This is a genomic window from Amycolatopsis sp. EV170708-02-1, from assembly GCF_022479115.1.
Lineage (GTDB): Bacteria > Actinomycetota > Actinomycetes > Mycobacteriales > Pseudonocardiaceae > Amycolatopsis.
Map to the genome: position 1 here is coordinate 1,954,652 of NZ_CP092497.1, position 19,049 is coordinate 1,973,700.

Consider the following 19,049-nt stretch of genomic DNA (forward strand, 5'->3'; position numbering starts at 1 on the left):
CTCACGAGACCGATCGGCCCCTCACCACCGAGGCGGACCGGCGTCCACGATCTTCTGCGAGAGCTCCAGCGGATCGAGATGCATCAGCGACTCCATCCACCAGGTCATCCCGGCCTGCCCCAGCGACGGCAGATCGACCTTGATCGGTTCCTCCCACGCCGGGCTCGCGTTCCCCGCCACCGCGACGTCGAAGGGACGGCCCGGCTCCAGTCCGGCGAGACCGAGCGCACGGTGGGTCTCGGCGATCTCCTCGGCGGTCGGCGTGTGGTCCTCCGGGTTCGGGAAGATCCCGTCGCACAGCGCCGCCCGCCGGACGACGCGCGGGTTGTCGGTGGAGCTCGCCACCCAGATCGGGATCGGGAACGGCTCGGGCGGGGCCTCGGCGAGCGCGACCTGGTAGTGCGCGCCGTCGTGGTCGAACCGCCTGCCGGACCAGATCGCGCGGATGACGTCGAGGCCTTCGTCGAACATCGCCGACCGGGTGAGCAGGTCGGTCTGTTCACCGAATCGGCTGAAGTCACCGGATTCGTCCGACCCCAGACCGGTGCCGAGGATCAGCCTGCCGCCGGAGAGGCGGCTGACCGTCGACGCGTGCCGCGCGACCACCCACGGGCGGCGCCGGGCGGGCGGCGTGATCATCGGGCCGAACAGCAGCCTGCTGGTCGCGTGCGCGATGGCGCCGAGCGTCGTCCAGGGATCCGCGATGGGCATGGTGTCCGCGACCACGTGGTCCCACAGGAAGAATCCGTCCCAGCCCGCCGCCTCGGCGCGCACGGCGAGGTCGACGAGCACGCCCGGCTCACCGAACGGGCCGAAAGGCGGCAGATAGACGGCATGGCGGACCGTGCTGCCGGTCAAGTCGATCATCTCCCCAACGTCATCGTCGAAGTCCCCGGACGGCCGCTTGTTTACGCCGTTCACTCACGTTAGCGTCCGGAAGATGGCGGACGACGGTGAACGATCGACGAAGTGGCCGGAGCATCGGAGAAGGTTACGCCGGGTGTTGTCCTCGGTGGTCGCCGTCTCACTATGCGCGACACTTTCGGCGGTGAACGCGTCCGCATCGCAGGATGACGACTGGTCCCGGGACTTCTACTGGGGTGTCGCGTCGTCGGGTTACCAGTCCGAGGGCAGCGCACCGGACAGCAACTGGAAACGGTTCGTGGACCGTTCCGCCGGCAAGGACGGCGTCGACGAGTACCGCGACTCCGTGGACTTCCGGCACCGCTACCCCGACGACATCCGGCTCGCGGCCGGTCTCGGCGTCAACACCTACCGCTTCGGTGTCGAGTGGGCTCGCGTCGAACCCTCGCCCGGCCGGTGGGACGAAACCGAACTGGCCTTCTACGACGACGTGTTCCGGCAGGTCCGCGCCGCGGGCATGACGCCGATGATCACGCTCAACCATTGGGTCTACCCGGGCTGGGCACTCGATCAGGGCGGCTGGGCCGAGTCGCGGACGGCCGACGCGTGGTTGGAGTTCAGCCGGAAGATCGTCCAGCGCTACGCCGGGCAGGACGTCCTCTGGGTGACGTTCAACGAGCCGCTCATCTTCCTCCGGAACGAGCAGAAGGTCGGCGCGCTGGACGCCACGCGGTACTTCGCGGCGCAGTCCAACGTCGTCCAGGCGCACCGGCGGGCTTACGACCTCATCCACGAACTCGACCCGACCGCGAAGGTCACCAGCAACCAGGCCTACATCACCGGGGTCAACGGGATGGCCGACTGGTTCTTCCTCGACCAGGTCAAGGACAAGCTCGACTTCATCGGCATCGACTACTACTACGGCCTCAGCATCGACAACTGGACGGTGTTCGCCGCCGCCACCGACAAGTTCTGGGACGTGAAGCTCCAGCCCGAAGGCATCTACTACGCGCTGCGCAGCTACCACAACCGGTTCCCGCGCCTGCCGCTGTACATCGTCGAGAACGGCATGGCGACAGACAACGGGAAGCTCCGCGACGCGGACTACACCCGCGGCGATCACGTGCGCGACACCGGGTACTGGCTCCAGCGAGCCAAGGCCGACGGGATGAACCTCATCGGCTACAACTACTGGAGCCTCACCGACAACTACGAATGGGGCAGCTACCGCGCCCGGTTCGGACTGTACACAGTGGACGCTCTCGCCGATCCCGCGCTGACCCGGCGCCCCACGGACGCCGTTCCCGCCTACCAGGATCTGGTGAAGGCGGGTGGCGTGCCGCAGGGCTACCGGCTCAAACGCGGGCCCGGGCTCTGTTCACTCGTGGACGGGCTGAACAGCTGCCTCGATCCGGCCAAAGTGGACGGACCGCTCACGCCGCTGAAGTGACCAGTTCGAGGCGCCTGCCCTCGAACGTCCGCCGCATCCGCCGGTCGTGGGTGACGACCACGAGCGCGCCGGAGTACGCCGCGAGCGCCTGCTCCATCTCCTCCACGAGATCCGGGGAGAGGTGGTTGGTCGGCTCGTCGAGCAGCAGCAGGTCGGTCCTGGCCGTCACCAATCTGGCCAGTTCCAGCCTGCGGCGCTGCCCGATGGACAGCTCGCGGACCGGTTTGCGCAGATCCGGCGCCCGGAACAGGCCCAGCGACAGCAACGTCTCGGCCGCCTCGTCCTCGTCACCGTCTCCGGCGAAGACCCTCAGGACGGTCCGCGCGTCGGCCGCGAGCCCGCCGTTCTGGTGCAGGAACCCGATCCGGCCCGCCCGCTCCGTCGATCCCGTCGACGGCGCGAGCTCGCCGGCGAGCACGCGCATCAAGGTCGTCTTGCCGGCCCCGTTGGGTCCGGTCACGAGGACCCGTTCGCCGGGCAGCACGCTGAGCGACGTCCGCGGCAGACGGCCGTCGACCGACACCTCGCTCGCCTTCACCACGTACTGACCGGCCTCCGTCTCCCCCGCGGCGATCCGCGCGGTGAACCGGAGCGGCTCGGGTGGCGGTGGGACCGGGTTCGACTCCAGCCGCTGGATCCGCTCGCGGGCCGACCGGATCCGGCTCATCGCCCCGTGCGCCCGGGAGCGCGCCCGGAACGCGCCAGCCCCGCTGAAGGCCGCCGGGGCCTTGCGCGGGATCGCCGAGAACCGGTCGATGTTGACGTCCGCCATCCGTTCGTAGCGGGACTTCTCCAGCCGCCACTCCTCGTACTCCCGAACCCATCGGGCCCGGGCGGCCTCCTTCGCCGCGAGGTAACCCGAGTACCCGTCGCCGTGCCGCTGCACGGTCCGGCGGCCGGCGTCGACCTCGAGGATCGTCGTGGTGACGCGGCTGAGGAACATCCGGTCGTGGGTGATCGCGACGATCCGGCCGCGATGCCCGCGAAGGTGGTTCTCCAGCCAGGCGACCGCGTCGTCGTCGAGATCGTTGGTCGGCTCGTCCAGCAACAGGAGTTCGGGCGACGCGGCCAGCGTGGCCGCGAGCGCCAGCCGCGACCGCTGGCCACCGGACAGGCTGCCCAGCGCGCGGCCGCGATCCAGGCCCGGCTGCCCGAGCCCGTGCAGGGCGACCTCCACCCTGGCGTCGGCCTCGTAGCCGCCGCGGGCTTCATAAGCGGTCATGAGGTCGCCGTACGCGGCCAGGTCTTCCGGGGTTTCGAGTGACTTTTCGGCCGTCCGCAGCCGGGATTCGAGGTCCCGGATGTCGGCCAGCGCGAGGTCGATCGCGTCGCCGACGGTGGCGGTGCCGGGCAGGTCCAGCGTCTGCGGGAGATAGCCGACGCCGCCGGGCGCGGTGACGGTCACGGTGCCGTTGTCCGCCCGGTCGCGGCCGGCGATCAGCCTGAGCAGGGTGGACTTGCCCGAACCGTTGTCGCCGATGACGCCCGCCTTCTCCCACGGTTTGACGGTGAAGGAGATCTGGTCGAGCACGACGTGGTCGTCGAAGCGTTTGGTGACACCGGAGAGCACGAGTTGTGTTCCGGGATTTCGATGCGGGGTGCGCACAGGGGCGTCCTCCTGATTCTCGCGAGGAAGAAAGAGCAGACGAGGAAGGACGCGACCCGGCGGAGCGAAGGCTCTACGCCAGGGCCGCGTCGAAGGCGAGAATCACAGAGTGAAGAAAATCCCCATGCCGAAGACGGTAGCGGGAGAACCCGGACGGGCAAAACGAATAAAAGGTTGTGTACGGGTTCACAGAGTGGTCTGTGTCCCCATACCGCGACAGCGGCGCCCCAGTGGACGAGAATCGAGGGTGGAGGTATTTCGCGGTCTGAGGGAATGGGGTTCCTCGTGCACGGGTCCAGCGGTCCGATCGCCCGGTTCCGGCGACGGCTCTTCCCTGGTCACAATTCGCTGGCTCGCGGCTCCGACCGGTTCGAAGCCCTCCTCCTCAAGCTCGTGATCCTCGCGGCGCTGCTCGCCATCCCGGTCGCGGCCGCCGTCGGCTCGGCCAACCACGGCAGGCAGGTCGCCGCGGCCGCCGCCGACTCGACCGGCCGCACACCCGCCACCGCGTACCTGCTGAAGGCGGCGCCCATCCGCGTCGTCGACAGCGAGAGCGTCGGGACCGACACCGCCACCACCGAGGCGACCTGGACCGACGCGCGCGGCGCCCGGCACACCGGCGGTGTCCTCGCGGCGCCGGGCAGCCCCGCCGGATCGGCCATGCCGATCTGGATCGACGCCCGCGGTGAGCTCACCACCGCCCCGAGGACCGCGTCGACGGCCGTGTTCGATTCCGTGCTCGTCGGCCTGTGGCTCTGGTTCGCGGTGGTCGCCGCGCTCGTCCTGCTGCAGCGGGTCGTCCGGCTGGTGCTCGACCGGCAGCGGGCCGCGGCCTGGGAGCGCGCCTGGGCGGTCTACCCGCGTTCCGGTTCCTGGCCCTGATCCCGGCGGCGAGGGCAAAGAGCCTCGGCTAGGGTGCCCCGCATGCGCATCATGATCTCGGCGGACATGGAGGGCGCCACCGGCGTCACCTGGACCGACGACGTCATCCCCGGCACCGAGCAGTGGCAGCGATTCCGCCGCCTGTTCACCGGTGACGTCAACGCCACCATCGCGGGCCTGTTCGACTCCGGCGCCACCGACGTGCTGGTCAACGAAGCGCATTCCTCGCAACGGAACCTGCTGCTCGAAGACCTCGACGGCCGGGCGCGCATGCTCACCGGCAGGCACAAGCCGCTCTCGATGATGCAGGGGATCGACAGTGGCGTGGACGGCGTCGTCTTCCTCGGCTACCACGCCGGTGCGGGTTTCGACGGCGTCCTGTCCCACACGTACCTGGAGAATCAGATCACCGGCGTGTGGCTGGACGACGTCCCCGCCAGCGAAGGCAGGCTCAACGCGGCGATGGCCGCCGAGTACGGCGTCCCGGTGCTGGTCGTCTCCGGTGACGACAAGGCCTGTGACGACGCCCAGGACTACGCGCCGGAAGCCGAGCTGGTCACGGTGAAGGAGTGCGTCAGCCGCTACGCCGCGATCTGCCTGCCGCCCGCCAGGACGGCCGAACTGCTGTCGTCGGCGGCGGCGGACTCGATGAACCGGGCGGGCCGGGTCGAGCGGTACACCACTCCCCACCGGATCGAGGTCGAGTTCGACGCGAGCCACCTCGCGCAGGCCGCGGCGGTGATCCCGACGGTGGAACAGATCGGCGTGCGGCGGGTCGGCTTCGACGCGCCGGACATGACCGAAGCGATGAAGGCGTTCAAGATCGTCACGGCGATCGCGGCCGGGGCGGTGCAGGGTATCTATGGCTGAGCTCGACGTGGTCGAAGTCTGTTCGCGGCTGATCCGGTTCGACACCACGAACCGCGGCGACGGGGACTCCGAGGGCGAGCGTGAGGCCGCCGAGTACGTGGCATCGCTGTTGTCGGGGCTCGGGATCGACTCGAAGATCATCGAGTCCGCGCCCCGCCGGGCGAACGTGATCGCCCGGGTCCCCGGCACCGACCCGAGCCTGCCCGCCCTGCTCGTGCAGGGGCATCTCGACGTCGTCCCGGCGGACGCCGCCGACTGGTCGGTGGACCCGTTCTCCGGCGAGGTCCGCGACGGATTCCTCTGGGGCCGCGGCGCCGTCGACATGAAGGACTTCTGCGCGATGGTGCTCGCCGCCCTCGCCACCGGCGTCCGGCCGCGACGGGACATCGTGCTGGCGTTCGTGGCCGACGAGGAGGACAAGGGCGAGTACGGCGCGCACTGGCTCGCCGCGGCGCACCGCGAGCTGTTCGACGGCTGCGCGGCCGCGATCAGCGAGTCGGGCGCGTACACCTATCACGTCCCCGCCGCCGACGGCCGGAACGTGCGGCTCTATCCGGTGGCGACGGCCGAGCGCGGCACCGCGCACCTGCGCCTGACCGCCAAGGGCCGCGCGGGGCACGGCTCGCGGCCGAACGACGAGAACGCGGTCACCCGGCTGGTCACGGCGCTCGGCAAGATCGCCGCGCATCGCTGGCCCGTCCAGCTGACCCCGACCGTCCAGGCCTTCCTCGAACGCACCGGGGAAGCGCTCGGCGTCCCGGTCGATCTGTCCGATGTGGACGGAACGATCGCCCGGCTCGGGCCCGCCGGGGCGCTGGTGGTGCCGACGGTCCGTAACAGCACGACGCCGACCATGCTCGACGCCGGCTACAAGGTGAACGTGATCCCGACCTCGGCCCAGGCCCAGGTGGACGTCCGAGTCCTTCCCGGCGCCGAACCGGAGCTGCTCGCCGAGATCGACGCGATGCTCGGCGAAGGCGTCACCCGCGAGTTCGTCGCGCACCAGCCGCCGGTCCAGGCTCCGGTGGATTCGCCGTGGTTCGACGCGATGGCGGACGCTCTGCGTTCGGAGGACCCCGAAGCCGTCGTCGTCCCCTACTGCATGGGCGGCGGAACGGACGCGAAGGCGTTCAGTCCCCTCGGGATCGACTGCTACGGCTTCGCGCCGCTGTCGCTGCCGGAAGGCTTCCCGTACCGGGCGATGGCGCACGGCGTGGACGAGCGGGTCCCGGTGGAGGGGCTGCGGTTCGGCACGCGGGTGCTGCGGCACTTCCTGGAGAACTGCTGAGCCACACGCCTCGTGAGTGGTGAGGACGGTTAGAACCGTCCTCACCACTCACGAGGCTTTTCACCGGGCGTGCGTGCTCCTGATCGGCCTCGGCACGGTCCTCTCGGCGTGCCGGGGCGGGTTCCCGATATCGCGCGCCGACTCTCCACCCGAGAAGTCCACGTACTCCGCTCCCCCGGCCGAGACCCGGACCGTGACCATGACGCCGACAGCGCCATCTACGTCGACCGCGCCGGGCCTCGAACCCGCCGCGATCGACCGCGTGTTCCAGGTCTACATGAACGGGCTGGCCAATCACGACATGACCGCCCTGCGCAGCGGGACCTGCCCGCGCCTGAGGCCGACACTGCTCGGGTTCGAACTCCACGGGCATTACGTCGAGCGTTGGGAGATGCTGCCGTACTCCGTCCCATCGGGACAGGAGTTCGTGACGGTCCAGGCCAAGGCACCCAGCGGAACGCGCGCATCGGCAAACTCGCGGGCGACGTCGTCTATTCCTGGTATGTCGAGCGGAACGAGGACACGAACTACTACGTTTGCGGGTGGCTCGACCACAAATGACCACAGGAGGCCGCCGATGCCAACCGTCGCGCGACTCGCCAGGGACGAACGGGCGGACTTCGCCGCGTTCCTCCGCACGCTGTCCGCGGAACACTGGGACGCGCCGACCTTGTGTTCGGAATGGACGGTCCGCGAGGTGGTCGCCCACGTCGTCGACTACGACACCCAGCGCTTCCGCGACCTGATCGGCCAGGCCGTCCGCGGCGGGCTGCGGCTGAACCGGATGAACGCGCTCGGGGTCGCGCGAAAGCCGGACCGGACGCCGGAAGAGCTGATCGCCAGGTTCGAGGAGCACCTCGAACCGCGCGGTCTGACCTCGGCGTTCGGTGGCCGGGTGGCGCTGCTCGACGGGCTGCTCCACCACCAGGACATCCGGCGGCCCTTGGGGTTTCCCCGCGAAGTGCCGCCGGAAAGGCTGCGTCATGCGCTGGCTTTCGCCCGTTACGCACCGCCGGTCAAGGCCGGCAAGCGCGCCCGCGGGCTCCGGCTCGTCGCCACGGACCTGGACTGGTCGGCCGGATCCGGGCCGGAAGTGCGCGGCCCCGGCGAGGCGGTCCTGCTGTCGATCGCCGGCCGGAGCGTGGCACTGCCCGAACTTTCCGGCCCCGGTGCGGCGATCCTCGCGTCCAGAATGGACGGTTGAGACCGGTCAGCCGACGGCCGCGACGGGAACCGCCGTGGTGGCCATCCGACGACGGACCGCGTTGCCGAGCAGCAGCTGGCCGACGGCCGCGGCCAGGCACAACCCGAGGCAAACGGTCCACAACACAGGTGCGCCCAGTACCAGCAGCTGGGTGCCGCCGAGCGGGGCGACGAACGCGGCGAGACCCGCCGCCGTGCCGTAGGCGCCGTTGTACCGGCCGCGCAGATGCGGCGGCGCGAGCTCGGCCACGATCGCGACACCCACCGACTGGATCACGATCTCGCCGAGGGTCCAGAACACCGCGCACACCGCATACACCGGTATCGTCGACGCGAAGGCCGTGGCCCCGAAACCCAAGCCCGTCACCAGAATCCCGAACGTGAGCACCCGCGACGGATCCCACCGCCCCAGCCGATGCCCCACGAGCGGCTGCACGACCACGATGACGATCCCGTTCACCGCCATCACCAGCCCGTACCCCGCCGGGGAAAGGCCGTCTTCGCGCATCGCCAGCGGCAACGTGGCCAGACTCTGCAGGAACACGAACGCCACCACGAGCGAGACCAGCATCAGCCCGGCCATGACCCGGTCGCGCAGGACGACGGTGAAGCCGCCCCGCTCTCGGGGGCCACCGCCACCACGGGTCTCCGGCACCGCCCGCCACACCAGCAGCCCGAACAGCACGCACGTCGCCGCGTCCACCCAGAACAGCGTCGTGAAGCCCGCGCGGGCCAGCGTGCCGCCCAGCACCATGGCGATCGAGAAACCGAGGTTGATCGCCCACAGCAGCAACCCGAAGGCCCGCGTGCGGTCGGCGCCGGGCACCAGGTCCGCCACGATCGACTGGGTGGCCGGGCGGAACACGTCGAGCGCCAGCCCGAGCAGGAGCGCGGCGACCGCGATGAGTTCGAGGCGTTCGACGTAACCCAGCACGAGCATGATCGCGCCGGTCGCGAGCATGCCGCCGGTCAGCGTCGCGCGCCTGCCGATGCGGTCGGCCAGCAGGCCGCCGATCAGCTGCGAGAACACCTGGCCGATGCCGAGCAGGGCCAGCACGGTTCCCGCCGTCGCCACCGAAAGGCCGCGTTCGCTGGTCAGGTACAGCGCCAGGAACGGCAGGACCATCGTGCCGAGCCGGTTGACGAGCGTGCCCGTCCACAGCACCCAGAACGACTTCGGCAGCCCGCCGAGCCGGGTCCGCAGGAACCCGGGCGCCGTCATGGTTCGAGCTCGTAGCAGCCCACGCCGTCGAGGTACCGCAGCGTGCCGAGATCACGCAGGACGTACTCCTCGATCTCGTGCATGAACGTGACCACCACCGGGAACGTCGTGTCGTCGACGGTGCGGCGCAACGGTTTCCCCGGTTCGGTCAGCACGAACATCTCGTGGAAGCTCTCCAGCCGCTCGATCTCGTCGAGCACCGTGTACCGGCGGAGCGTGCCTTCGACCGGCGAGAGCAGCGCGGACCAGGCGTAGTGCCGCTGGATCCGGTAGTCCTCGCCCCACCGCTCGCGGAACCTCTCCGGCCGCAGCACCGCGTCCGCCATCCAGTCCAGCTGGGACTCGCCGATCGCGAGCCGCGCCAGATGCGGCAGGTCACCGCCCGAAAGGCGCGAACCCGCCTCGATCAGCCGCGGGCCCCGTGGGGTCCGCTTGATTTCGACGTGCGCGGCGCCGTGCCGGATGCCCAGCGCGTCGAGCACCGCGAACGCGTAGTTCACCAGTTCGTCGTGGCCCGGCCCGCGCCTCGGCACGATCTGGCAGGCGCCGAGCAGGTCGGACACCCCGTTGATGGCGAAACGCGAGGTCTTCCATATGTCGCACACCTGGTGCAGGCCGTCCATGCTGACCGTGTTGACCATGTACTCGGTGCCCGCGAGGTATTCCTGCGCGATGACGAGATCGTTGTCCTCGGAGAACACGTTCTGCCGGCCGGTGATCGTGCGCAGCGCCTCGACGGACCGCTCCGGAGTGTCGCAAAAGGACACACCGTCGCCGCCGGCACTGCGGTTCGGCTTGACGACGATCCGTCCGCCCACCTCGCGGTGCCATGCGGCGAGTTCGGCCTCGTCCGCGGTCGACAGCTGCCGCGCGACGGGCAGGTCCGCCGCGGCGACCGCCTCGCCCATGGCGGCCTTGTCCCGCCTGGCCAGGGAAAGCGCGGTGCCGTTCGAGGGCACTCCCAGCGCCTCGCTGAGCTCGTCGGTGAACGCGACGGCGTACTCGCCGCCCGCCACGACCGCGACCGGCCGGTGCACCGCCAGCGCGTCCAGCGTCTTCGCGAGGTCGCCGTCGTGGACGATGTTCTCGCGATAGTTGCTCATGGTCGGCGAGGACTGGCGGTACTGCCCGGGGGCGTCCGGCGCGCTCTGCACACGCACACAGTCCGCGCCCAGCGCCATGAACGTCGGCGCGATGTGCCGGGCGGTCTGCGGCAACCCGTGGTCGGCCGTTTCGTAGGTGTCCACGAGCACGACACAGGGCTTCGTCGACAAGAGGTTCACCTCTCAACCGGTGGATCGGGACACCGACGGTTCCAGCATCGCGATCACCGGGCATCTCCCCGCTTGCGCTCTCGCGCCGGGCTTCTTCCGGCGCGCGATTCAACGCACGAATGGAGAGGAAATGACCTTTTCGAAGATGCGACGGTTTCGGCACCCGCCCCCAGTGCCCCAGAACCGAAGTGAGGTCACATGACGTCGACGTCCACCTTGGAACCTTGGGAGAGAAACGCGGTCAAGCACTCCGACGAGCGGCTGAACGGAGCCCGCGATCCACAGTGGTGGTACACCGGGGTCCGTCCCGAACCCGGCCGCTGCCCGGGCGTGGCCGAATCCGGCGAGATCAGAGCGCTGCCGCTGCCCGATCTCTCCGTCTGCAGCCGCGAAGAGGTGCTCGACTACTTCGACAACGCGTGGACGCTGCACGAGGTGCTCTTCGCCGGATTGAAGGGCGCGGAAGCGTTCTATCGTCCTCCGGACCACAACCTGCGGCACCCGATGATCTTCTACTACGGCCACACGACCGCGCTGTACGTCAACAAGCTGCGGGTCTCCGGGCTGCTGGACGCGCCGATCGACGCCTACCTCGAGCATGTCCTGGAGATGGGCGTCGACGAGAACTCGTGGGACGACATGTCGAAGAACGACATGGTGTGGCCGTCGGTTTCGGAGGTGAAGGACTACCGGGCCGAGGTGTACCGGACGGTCGTCGGCATCATCGAGCGCACCCCGTTCGCCCCGGATCTCGGGCGTCCGGTGACGATGGACGACCAGGCCTGGGCCCTGCTGCTGGCGATCGAGCACGATCGCATCCATCTGGAGACCAGTTCGGTGCTGATCCGCGAAATGCGGCCGAGCCTGGTCGAACGGCCCGCCGCGTGGCCCGCGCCGTCGCCGCTGCGCCGCACCACCGAGACCGGTAAGCCCGAGCCGGATTCCGTGCCCGCCAACGGCACCGTCACCGTGCCCGGGCGCACGGCCCGGCTGGGCAAGCCGCAGTCCTTCCCGTCCTACGGCTGGGACAGCGCGTACGGCTCGCGCCGTCAGGAATTGCCGGACTTCGAGGTGGCCCGCTGTCTGGTGAGCAACGGCGAGTTCCATGGTTTCGTCGCCGACGGCGGTTACCGGCGGCCGGAGTTGTGGTCGGCGGAGGGCGAGGCGTGGCGGCGTTTCCGCAACACCAAATGGCCGCGGTTCTGGGTGCCCACCGGACCGACCGGGCTGCACGCGTTCCGGTTGCGCACGCTGTTCGACGAGATCGACATGCCGTGGGACTGGCCGGTGGTGGTGAACTACCACGAGGCCAAGGCCTTCGCCGCCTGGCGGTCCGAAAAGGACGGACGGGAGTACCGGCTGCCGACCGAAGCGGAGTACTTCCTGCTGCGCGACCTTCCGGAACGCCCCGGTGTCGCGGACGACGTCGTCATGCGGCTCGACGGCGCGCAACTGCGTGAGACGGGTATCAACCTGGGCCTGGCCTGGGGTTCGGAGGGCCCGGTCGACCACTCGCCGACGACGTCGCAGGGCCTGCACGACGCCGGCGGCAACCTGTGGGCGTGGAGCGAGGACACCTTCAACCCGCTCGAAGGGTTCACGCCGCACCCTTACTACGAGGACTTCTCGGTGCCCAGTTACGGCGGCCAGCATCAGCTGATCCTGGGCGGCGCCTACATCAGCACCGGCGAGCTGGGCAGCATCTGGGCGCGGCACTTCTACCGGCCGCATTTCCTGCAGCAGGCGGGAATCCGGCTGGTCGTCACGCCGGAGTCCACTATGGACGGTGCTGCCCGGACGGACCTCGACAGGGCTCTGCTCGGCCAGTACGGCACCGCCGAACAGGTCTTCGGCCGGGCCGGGCATCCGCTGGCGGCGACCGTCGGCCATCCGGACCGGCTGGTCCGGAGGTTCGTCGAGGCCGCCGACGAAGCCGGGGTCGAGCTGCGGCGGGTCGCCGATCTCGCCACCGCGGCGGGCGGGCTGGCGTTCTCGCTGGCCGGGCGGCCGATCGAGGTCGTCGGCCTCGACGACCGGCCGTTGTTCGTCGCGACGGCGAAGCGGCTGGCCGAAGGCTGGGACGTCGGCTTCCAGGTACCAGGGCGCGGCGAGCAGCACGCGCGGCGGCCGTCGATCGCGCCGGGCGGCGACGTGTCCTTCACCCTCGCCGAGGCCGGACGCCCACCCGCGGCGCTCGGCACGTTCGACGGCGTGATCGTGGCCGACGCCTTCGACCGGCTCGGCGGCGCCGCGGGCTACCTGCGTCCGCTCGCCGGCTCGGAGAACTTCCTGCGCGCCGGAGGGCTGCTCCTCGTGGCACTCCCCCGGGCGTCGGCCGCCGAGCTGGCGAACGTCCTCGGCGAGGCGTTCGAGCAGCTGTCCGAAAGCACGGAGCCGAGCCTGACCAAGGCCGACGGGCACCGGTACGAGATCACCGATCTGGAGGTCTCCATCTGGCGTAAACGCTGACCCTTGAGGGCGGGCCACCGCGGCCCGCCCTCAAGGCTTCACAAAGCCTTGGCCAGCGCGCCGAACGCCGCGTTCAGCCGCTCGCGGTGGGCGGCGGCGACCTCGCCGAGGTCATCCCCGGCCAGGCGGCGACGCGTCGTCGCCACGGCGACGGTGCGGTACGCGGCGACGATCAGCGCGGCGGCCAGCTCACCGTCACCCGAGAACCGGGTGTCGCTTTCGAGCTCATCGGCCACCTCGGCCTCGATCTCGTGCTCGAACTCACGCAGCCGCGAAATGAGCGCGCGCGAGCCGGCGACGGTGCGCGCGAGCGGCTCGCCCGCCTCGCTCAGCCCCGACAACGGATGCCGCTCCTCCGCGAGCGCGAGGGTCATCAGGCGGAACGCCTCGACGACCCCCACACCGTCCGGCCGGTCCCGGATGGTCGCCCGCGCGATACCGACGGCGTCGGGCAGCCGATCGAGCGCGAGGTCCTCCTTGCGGTCGAAATGCGAAAACACCGTCACCTTGGAAACACCCGCGGCGGCGGCGACCTCGGCGACCGTGACGTCGTCGAAGCCGCGCTCCACGAACAGCCCTGTCGCGACCTCGGCGATATGCGCCCGCGTCCTCGAACCGCCCCGGTCTCCTCGCTTCGCCATGTGACAAGCCTACCTTTACTCGGTAACCTTACCGAGTAAGTTTACTCAGTAAGGCTTGGAGACATCATGAACCGGACCGACGTGATCGTGGTCGGAGCAGGGCCCACCGGCCTGTTCCTCGCGAGCGAACTGGCGTTGCGAGGAGTGCGGACGACCGTGCTGGAGCGGCTCGAAGAACCGGATCCGACGATCAAATCCGGGTCGATCAACGTCGCCACCGCCGAGATCCTGGACCGGCGCGGCCTGCTGCCCGCCGCGGAGGACGTGCAGCGCCGTCGCCTGGCCGAAGCCAAGGGCTTCACCGGCGGCCGCTCGAACCGGACGGTGCGCGACCTGACCGACGCGGCGGGCCGGGCCTCCCGCCGGTTCCCCGTCCTCGGGCATTTCGCGGGGATCATGTTCCGGCACGTCCTGGTCGACCAGGACGACCCGGTGCTCGCCGCGCATACGGCCGTGGCCAACGGGATCCTGGTGCCCCAGCACGATCTCGAACTGCTGCTCGGCGACCACTGCGCCCGGCTGGGCGTCGAGATCCGCCGCGGCGTCGAGGTGCGGGATCTACGGAGCGCCGGCACCGGGCTCGACGACGACGCCGACGTGGTCGTCAAGACCAGCGCCGGCGACTTCGGCGCCGGATGGGTCGTGGCCGCCGACGGCGGCCGAAGCGTCGTCCGCAAACGGCTCGGTGTCGAGTTCGCGGGCACCGACCCGGAACTCGTGGGTTATCAGGCCATCGCGGATTTCGACGACCCGAGCGAACTGCGCCGGGGCTGGAACTGGACGCCTCGCGGTATCTACACCTACGGCCCGGTGCCGGGACGCATCCTCGTCGCCAGGTTCGCGCCACAGCCGGAGGACAAGAACGCACCCGTGACCGTCGACGAGCTGCAGAGCGCGGTTCGCGACGTCACCGGCGTCCCGGTGACGATCACGGGATTGCGGGGCCGGGCGACCCGGTGGTCGGACAACGCGCGCCAGGCACGGGCCTACCGCCGCGGCAGGGTGCTCCTGGCGGGCGACGCCGCCCACGTGCACTCGCCGTTCAGCGCACAGGGCCTGAACCTCGGCATCGGCGACGCGGTCAACCTCGGCTGGAAACTCGCCGCGACCGTCCAGGGCCACGCGCCGGCGGGGCTGCTCGACACCTATCACGCCGAACGGCATCCGATCGGCGCGTGGGTCCTGGACTGGACAAGGGCCCAGGTCGCGCTCATGCGCGGCGACGAACGGACCGCCCAGCTGCGGAAGGTCGTCGGCGGCGAACTCTTCGCGGTCCCCGGCGCGACCAACCGCATGATCGCGCTCTCCTCCGGAATCCTGCAGCGGTACGACGTCGCCGACGACGCCTCCGAGCCGGTCGGCTCGATCGCCGGGGACGTCGAACTCGCGTCAGGAACGAGACTCGCCGACCACGCTCACGACGGCCGCTTCGTACTCGTGGACCGCACGGCCGACAGCCGCTACGCCGGATCGGAGAGCCGGGTCGCCTACGTGGCGGATCCCGATGTGGCACAGCCGAGTCTCTTGGTGCGCCCGGACGGGATCATCGCCTGGGCCGACGATTCGACCGACCACGCGCGGAAGCTGCTCGACATCGCGATCCAGCGCTGGCTCGGCTGAGTCACAGGGCGGTGGAGCGGCTCAGCTCCTCCCAGGCGGCCAGCTCCGCCGCCTTCGCCTCGTGCGTGGCTCGTAGCCCGTCGACAGCGTCGTCGCCGAGCGCGAGCCGCAGCGGAGCGTCGTCGCTGTCCAGCACCTTCAGGATCGCGGCGGCGGCCTTCGCCGGGTCACCTGGCTGTGAGCCGTCCATCCCCTCGACGAAATCCCGGATGTCGCCCGTGGATTCGCGATAGGCGTCGATCACCCGGGAGCGGTGCAACCGGCTGCCGCCGAACTCGGTGCGGAACGCGCCGGGCTCCACGATCAGCACCTTGACGCCGAACGGCGCCACCTCGGCGGCGAGCGATTCCGACATCGCCTCCAGCGCGAACTTCGCCGAGCAGTAAGCCCCGAAACCGGGCGGGCTCTGCTGTCCGCCCATCGAACTCATCTGCACGATCGCGCCGCTTCCCTGCTCCCGAAGGTGTGGCAGGACGGCTTTCGTCACCTCGACGGCACCGAAGAACATCACGTCCATCAGCGACCGCAGCTCGGTCATGGTCAGTTCCTCGACCGCGCCGACCGAACCGTGGCCGGCGTTGTTCACGACGACGTCGATCCGGCCGAACTCGGCGAGCGTCGCCCGCACGGCGGCCTCGACCTGCGCCGGATCGGTGACGTCGAGTGCCGCGACGCGCACCCGGCCCTTGCCGAGCTCTTCCAGTTCGGCCAGCGTCTCCGGACGGCGCGCCGTGGCCATCACGCGGTCGCCCGCGTCGAGCGCGGCCAGGACGAGGTGCCTGCCGAACCCGGACGAGCAGCCGGTGATCAGCCAGACACGGCCGTCGGTTTCCTTCGTCATTCCTGTTTCCTCCAGTGAAGTTCCTGCGATCCATCGTGCGAAGGCCGCACCTGTACCGCCAACACCGGCTTCCTGGTGCGGCTACAGTCAGAGCCTGTGACCCCCGAGCTGCGGCAGTTGCGCTACTTCGTCGCCGTCGCCGAGGACGCGAGCTTCACCAAGGCCGCGCGGCGCCTGCACATCGCCCAGCAGTCCCTTTCGCAGCAGATCACCGTGCTGGAACGGGTTCTCGGCACGAAACTGCTGCGGCGCGACAGCCGGGGAACCCGGCTCACCGAAATCGGCTCGCTGTTCCTGCCGGAGGCCCGGGCGGTCCTGGCCCGCAACGACGAGGCGCTGTCGGTGCTGGAGCGGGCGGTGCGCGGCGAACTCGGCACGCTGCGTCTCGGTTTCCTCACCACCACGGCCAACTACCTGCTCCCGCCGGTGGTGCGCGCGGTCCGCGAGCGGTTGCCCGATCTCACCCTCACCACGGACGACACCCGGATCGCGCCGCTCGTCGACGGGCTCGGCAGCGGCCGCTACGACCTCATCTTCACCCGGCCTCCCCTGATCGAGGGTTTCGAGACCCGGACGCTGATCATCGAGGAGGTTTGTGCCGTCCTCCCGGAGGGGCATCGGCTCGCCGCCGCGACCGAACTGAAGCTCGCGGAGCTGGCCGACGAGCCCTGGGTGCTCACGCCACGGAGCTCCTGGGAACCCTGGCATCGCCGTTATGACGACGAATTCGAGGCGGCGGGCTTCACGCCGCGCGTCGTCCAGCGGGCCGCGACCGTACAAGGGCTGCTCGGTCTCGTCGCCGCGGGAATCGGCGTGACCAGGCTGGCCCGGTCTTCGCACAGCCTGCGCCGGAGCGGGGTGGTGTTCGTGCCGCTGACGGGCGACACGGCCCGGACGGTGGTCGCCTGGTCGCCGGAAAACGACAAGCCCGCCCTGCCAGGCGTGCTCGACATCGTGACGGAACTGGCGGCCGGAACGGATCTGACGGAGGCGGGCTGAGCGGGCATCGCGACCGTCACACCGCCATGATCACCCTCTCGGGCCACGGGGTCCGTAGAATCCGGTGACGATGCGACGTTTCCGGTGGTGGTGGGGTGCTCTCGCGCTCACGTTCGTGGTGGTTCTCGTCGGGTTCATTGCCTTTACCGGGTCGGAAAGCCGCCCGGGGCAGCCGTCCCCGCGCCAAGGGCCGCCCGGGACGGGGCCGCTGACGGTCGTCTCCATCGGCGACAGCACCGTTTCCGGCGAGGGCGCGGGCGACTACACGCCCACCACCAACGGACAGGGCGGCAACTGGTGCCACCGCTCCCCCAACGCCTTCGTCGAGCAGATCAAGATCCCCGACGTCACCGCACGCGTCAACCTCGCGTGTTCGGGAGCGCCCTCGGAGCAGATCGCCTTGGGTGAGGCCAAGCAGTGGACGGAGCCGTCGCAGGCGCAACAGCTCGCGAACCTCATCAAGGACCACCGGGTCGCCGCGGTGGTGATCGCGATCGGCGCGAACGACGAGCCGAAGTTCTCCGCTCAGGTCAACGAGTGCTTCAAGGCGTGGTTCTCGCCGCAGAATCCGCCGTGCAGCGCGGCACTTCGCACCACCTGGAAGTCCAAAGTGGACGCCATGGTCCCGAAGGTGACCAACGCCGTCGCCGACGTCAAGAAGGTGCTGGCGCAGGCGGGTTACGTCCCCGCGGACTACCAGCTCGTGCTGATGTCGTACGCCTCGCCTGTCGGCCCTCAGATCCCGGAAGCGCTGCGCAGCCTCAACGGCTGCCCGTTCCGCACCGAGGACCTGGAGTGGATGCGCCGCGACGGCGTCTCCGTCCTGTCGGACGGGCTCAAACAGGCATCCAGGGCGACCAGTGCGCGCTTCCTCGACCTGTCGCGAGCCGGCGCCGGGCACGAGGCGTGCAGCAGCGACCCGGCGAACGAATGGTTCAGCAGGCTGACGCTGCAACTGCGCGACCTCGGCCAGGTGGACCGCGCGAGCCACGCGCTGCAGGAGTCCTTCCACCCCAACGCGAACGGCCACGCGCAGGTCGCGAACTGCCTCAACGAGTTCCTCGCCGCGCGGGCGGGCAACGCGTCGTGCCTCTCCGGACCCGACGGCAAACTGCACGCTGCACCCGAGGTGGTCGCGCGCTAGAGCCGGGATCCTCGCTGGAGATCCGTATCGGCATCGGCCGTTGTGCGCCTGCGCCGGGTCGCAAGGTGAAGGGCGCTTTACCCGCGTCGCATGCGGCGAAAGTCCCCTTCAGCCCCCGAAACCCGAAGACCTCAAGGCGCTCGGCGCAACAGAGGCTAGAGGTCGAGGGCGGCGCGCAACGCGATGTCGATGCGCTCCTGGACCTCTTGGTCGATCTCCGCGATCTTCTCGTCGAACCACGGCCGGTACAGGCGCGTGAGGTTCAGCGTGGAGACCCAGTACCGCGCGTCGACGGCGACACCGAGGATGTCCTGCGGATCACGGTCCAGCAGTTCGGTGCCGAGCAGCCACGGCCGCTCGGATTCGTTCACCCCGTCCGAGGACAGCAGGACGACGGTGCGCTGCCGTGCCGGTTCGGTCGGGGGTGGTACGTCCAGACTTCACCCCTGTGCACGCAGATCCTTCTCCGCGGCGGTCAGCTCGGCCTCGTCCGATTCGGCGGACGGTTCGACCGGGGCGCGCTGCGGGGTGTATCCGGTGCGCACGGCCTCCCTGCGGGCCGCTTTGGACAACCACGACGAGACCGAGATCCCGTGTGCCTTCGCGGCCCGCTCGGCGAACTCGAGCGCACCACTGTCGAGTGAGAGAGTGACCTTACGTGTTGCCATACCTTTTA

Annotated in this window: 16 protein-coding genes and 1 pseudogene; 9 read left to right on the plus strand and 8 right to left on the minus strand. The window is 69.9% G+C overall.

Annotated elements, in window-relative coordinates; all coding sequences use genetic code 11:
- Positions 1-21: 21 nt before the first annotated feature.
- On the minus strand, positions 22-867 hold the full coding sequence (locus MJQ72_RS08975; protein ID WP_240598658.1) for an LLM class flavin-dependent oxidoreductase: 846 nt from the start codon (positions 865-867) through the stop codon (positions 22-24).
- Positions 868-1,048: 181 nt separating this feature from the next.
- Here MJQ72_RS08975 and MJQ72_RS08980 point away from each other — a divergent pair, with 181 nt between their 5' ends.
- The gene (locus tag MJQ72_RS08980; protein ID WP_240598659.1) at positions 1,049-2,314 is read left to right on the plus strand and encodes a family 1 glycosylhydrolase; all 1,266 of its coding nucleotides are present in this window, start codon (positions 1,049-1,051) and stop codon (positions 2,312-2,314) included.
- On the opposite strand, the gene abc-f is transcribed toward MJQ72_RS08980, so the two are convergent.
- On the minus strand, positions 2,298-3,920 hold the full coding sequence (abc-f, locus tag MJQ72_RS08985) for a ribosomal protection-like ABC-F family protein (protein WP_240598660.1): 1,623 nt from the start codon (positions 3,918-3,920) through the stop codon (positions 2,298-2,300). The two genes, MJQ72_RS08980 and abc-f, sit on opposite strands and share 17 nt — an antisense overlap.
- 285 nt (positions 3,921-4,205) lie before the next feature.
- Between abc-f and MJQ72_RS08990 the strand changes: the two genes are divergently transcribed.
- From MJQ72_RS08990 to MJQ72_RS44790, 4 genes are all read left to right on the plus strand, one after another.
- Positions 4,206-4,802, plus strand: coding sequence for a hypothetical protein (locus MJQ72_RS08990; protein WP_240598661.1), 597 nt, complete (start codon positions 4,206-4,208; stop codon positions 4,800-4,802).
- A 42-nt stretch (positions 4,803-4,844) separates the two neighbouring features.
- Positions 4,845-5,672 carry a M55 family metallopeptidase gene (locus MJQ72_RS08995; RefSeq protein WP_037337603.1) on the plus strand — a complete coding sequence of 276 codons (828 nt, stop codon included), beginning with the start codon at positions 4,845-4,847 and terminating at the stop codon, positions 5,670-5,672.
- Positions 5,665-6,960 carry a M20/M25/M40 family metallo-hydrolase gene (locus MJQ72_RS09000; RefSeq protein ID WP_240598662.1) on the plus strand — a complete coding sequence of 432 codons (1,296 nt, stop codon included), beginning with the start codon at positions 5,665-5,667 and terminating at the stop codon, positions 6,958-6,960. The genes MJQ72_RS08995 and MJQ72_RS09000 overlap by 8 nt, the downstream gene beginning before the upstream one ends.
- Before the next feature lie 73 nt (positions 6,961-7,033).
- Positions 7,034-8,164 (plus strand): maleylpyruvate isomerase family mycothiol-dependent enzyme, encoded by a 1,131-nt coding sequence (locus MJQ72_RS44790; RefSeq protein ID WP_315860844.1) that lies wholly within the window; start codon positions 7,034-7,036, stop codon positions 8,162-8,164.
- Between the two features lie 6 nt (positions 8,165-8,170).
- Here MJQ72_RS44790 and MJQ72_RS09010 read toward each other — a convergent pair whose 3' ends face one another.
- Entirely contained in the window at positions 8,171-9,385 is a 1,215-nt protein-coding gene (locus MJQ72_RS09010) for an MFS transporter (protein ID WP_240598663.1), read from the minus strand.
- The gene (locus tag MJQ72_RS09015) at positions 9,382-10,659 is read right to left on the minus strand and encodes an ATP-grasp domain-containing protein (RefSeq protein WP_240598664.1); all 1,278 of its coding nucleotides are present in this window, start codon (positions 10,657-10,659) and stop codon (positions 9,382-9,384) included. Before MJQ72_RS09015 ends, MJQ72_RS09010 begins: the two co-directional genes overlap by 4 nt.
- Positions 10,660-10,857: 198 nt before the next feature.
- Here MJQ72_RS09015 and ovoA point away from each other — a divergent pair, with 198 nt between their 5' ends.
- Positions 10,858-13,128, plus strand: coding sequence for a 5-histidylcysteine sulfoxide synthase (gene ovoA / locus MJQ72_RS09020; RefSeq protein WP_240598665.1), 2,271 nt, complete (start codon positions 10,858-10,860; stop codon positions 13,126-13,128).
- Between the two features lie 38 nt (positions 13,129-13,166).
- On the opposite strand, the gene MJQ72_RS09025 is transcribed toward ovoA, so the two are convergent.
- Positions 13,167-13,769 (minus strand): TetR family transcriptional regulator, encoded by a 603-nt coding sequence (locus MJQ72_RS09025; RefSeq protein ID WP_240598666.1) that lies wholly within the window; start codon positions 13,767-13,769, stop codon positions 13,167-13,169.
- Between the two features lie 66 nt (positions 13,770-13,835).
- Between MJQ72_RS09025 and MJQ72_RS09030 the strand changes: the two genes are divergently transcribed.
- Positions 13,836-15,389: an FAD-dependent oxidoreductase gene (locus MJQ72_RS09030; RefSeq protein WP_240598667.1), complete on the plus strand. Its 1,554-nt coding sequence runs from the start codon at positions 13,836-13,838 to the stop codon at positions 15,387-15,389.
- 1 nt (position 15,390) lies between these two features.
- Here the strand turns inward: MJQ72_RS09030 and MJQ72_RS09035 are convergent, their stop codons facing one another.
- Positions 15,391-16,230 carry an oxidoreductase gene (locus MJQ72_RS09035; protein ID WP_240598668.1) on the minus strand — a complete coding sequence of 280 codons (840 nt, stop codon included), beginning with the start codon at positions 16,228-16,230 and terminating at the stop codon, positions 15,391-15,393.
- A gap of 96 nt (positions 16,231-16,326) precedes the next feature.
- Between MJQ72_RS09035 and MJQ72_RS09040 the strand changes: the two genes are divergently transcribed.
- Together MJQ72_RS09040 and MJQ72_RS09045 are read left to right on the plus strand one after the other, a co-directional pair.
- Complete coding sequence (locus MJQ72_RS09040; RefSeq protein ID WP_240598669.1) at positions 16,327-17,229, plus strand: LysR family transcriptional regulator; 903 nt, start codon at positions 16,327-16,329, stop codon at positions 17,227-17,229.
- A gap of 70 nt (positions 17,230-17,299) precedes the next feature.
- Complete coding sequence (locus MJQ72_RS09045; RefSeq protein WP_240598670.1) at positions 17,300-18,373, plus strand: GDSL-type esterase/lipase family protein; 1,074 nt, start codon at positions 17,300-17,302, stop codon at positions 18,371-18,373.
- Positions 18,374-18,528: 155 nt separating this feature from the next.
- Here the strand turns inward: MJQ72_RS09045 and MJQ72_RS09050 are convergent.
- Both MJQ72_RS09050 and MJQ72_RS09055 read right to left on the minus strand, forming a co-directional pair.
- A pseudogene (locus tag MJQ72_RS09050) lies at positions 18,529-18,827 on the minus strand (hypothetical protein).
- Positions 18,814-19,041 (minus strand): hypothetical protein, encoded by a 228-nt coding sequence (locus MJQ72_RS09055; protein WP_007035425.1) that lies wholly within the window; start codon positions 19,039-19,041, stop codon positions 18,814-18,816. Before MJQ72_RS09055 ends, MJQ72_RS09050 begins: the two are co-directional and overlap by 14 nt.
- Positions 19,042-19,049: the final 8 nt, after the last annotated feature.

Bases quoted from the DNA above. Each gene is read 5' to 3' on its own strand.
- MJQ72_RS08975 (WP_240598658.1), bottom strand. From the start codon at position 867: ATGATCGACTTGACCGGCAGCACGGTCCGCCATGCCGTCTATCTGCCG.
- MJQ72_RS08995 (WP_037337603.1), top strand. From the start codon at position 4,845: ATGCGCATCATGATCTCGGCGGACATGGAGGGCGCCACCGGCGTCACC.
- MJQ72_RS09000 (WP_240598662.1), top strand. From the start codon at position 5,665: ATGGCTGAGCTCGACGTGGTCGAAGTCTGTTCGCGGCTGATCCGGTTC.
- MJQ72_RS09010 (WP_240598663.1), bottom strand. From the start codon at position 9,385: ATGACGGCGCCCGGGTTCCTGCGGACCCGGCTCGGCGGGCTGCCGAAG.
- ovoA (WP_240598665.1), top strand. From the start codon at position 10,858: ATGACGTCGACGTCCACCTTGGAACCTTGGGAGAGAAACGCGGTCAAG.
- MJQ72_RS09025 (WP_240598666.1), bottom strand. From the start codon at position 13,769: ATGGCGAAGCGAGGAGACCGGGGCGGTTCGAGGACGCGGGCGCATATC.
- MJQ72_RS09030 (WP_240598667.1), top strand. From the start codon at position 13,836: ATGAACCGGACCGACGTGATCGTGGTCGGAGCAGGGCCCACCGGCCTG.
- MJQ72_RS09035 (WP_240598668.1), bottom strand. From the start codon at position 16,230: ATGACGAAGGAAACCGACGGCCGTGTCTGGCTGATCACCGGCTGCTCG.
- MJQ72_RS09045 (WP_240598670.1), top strand. From the start codon at position 17,300: ATGCGACGTTTCCGGTGGTGGTGGGGTGCTCTCGCGCTCACGTTCGTG.
- MJQ72_RS09055 (WP_007035425.1), bottom strand. From the start codon at position 19,041: ATGGCAACACGTAAGGTCACTCTCTCACTCGACAGTGGTGCGCTCGAG.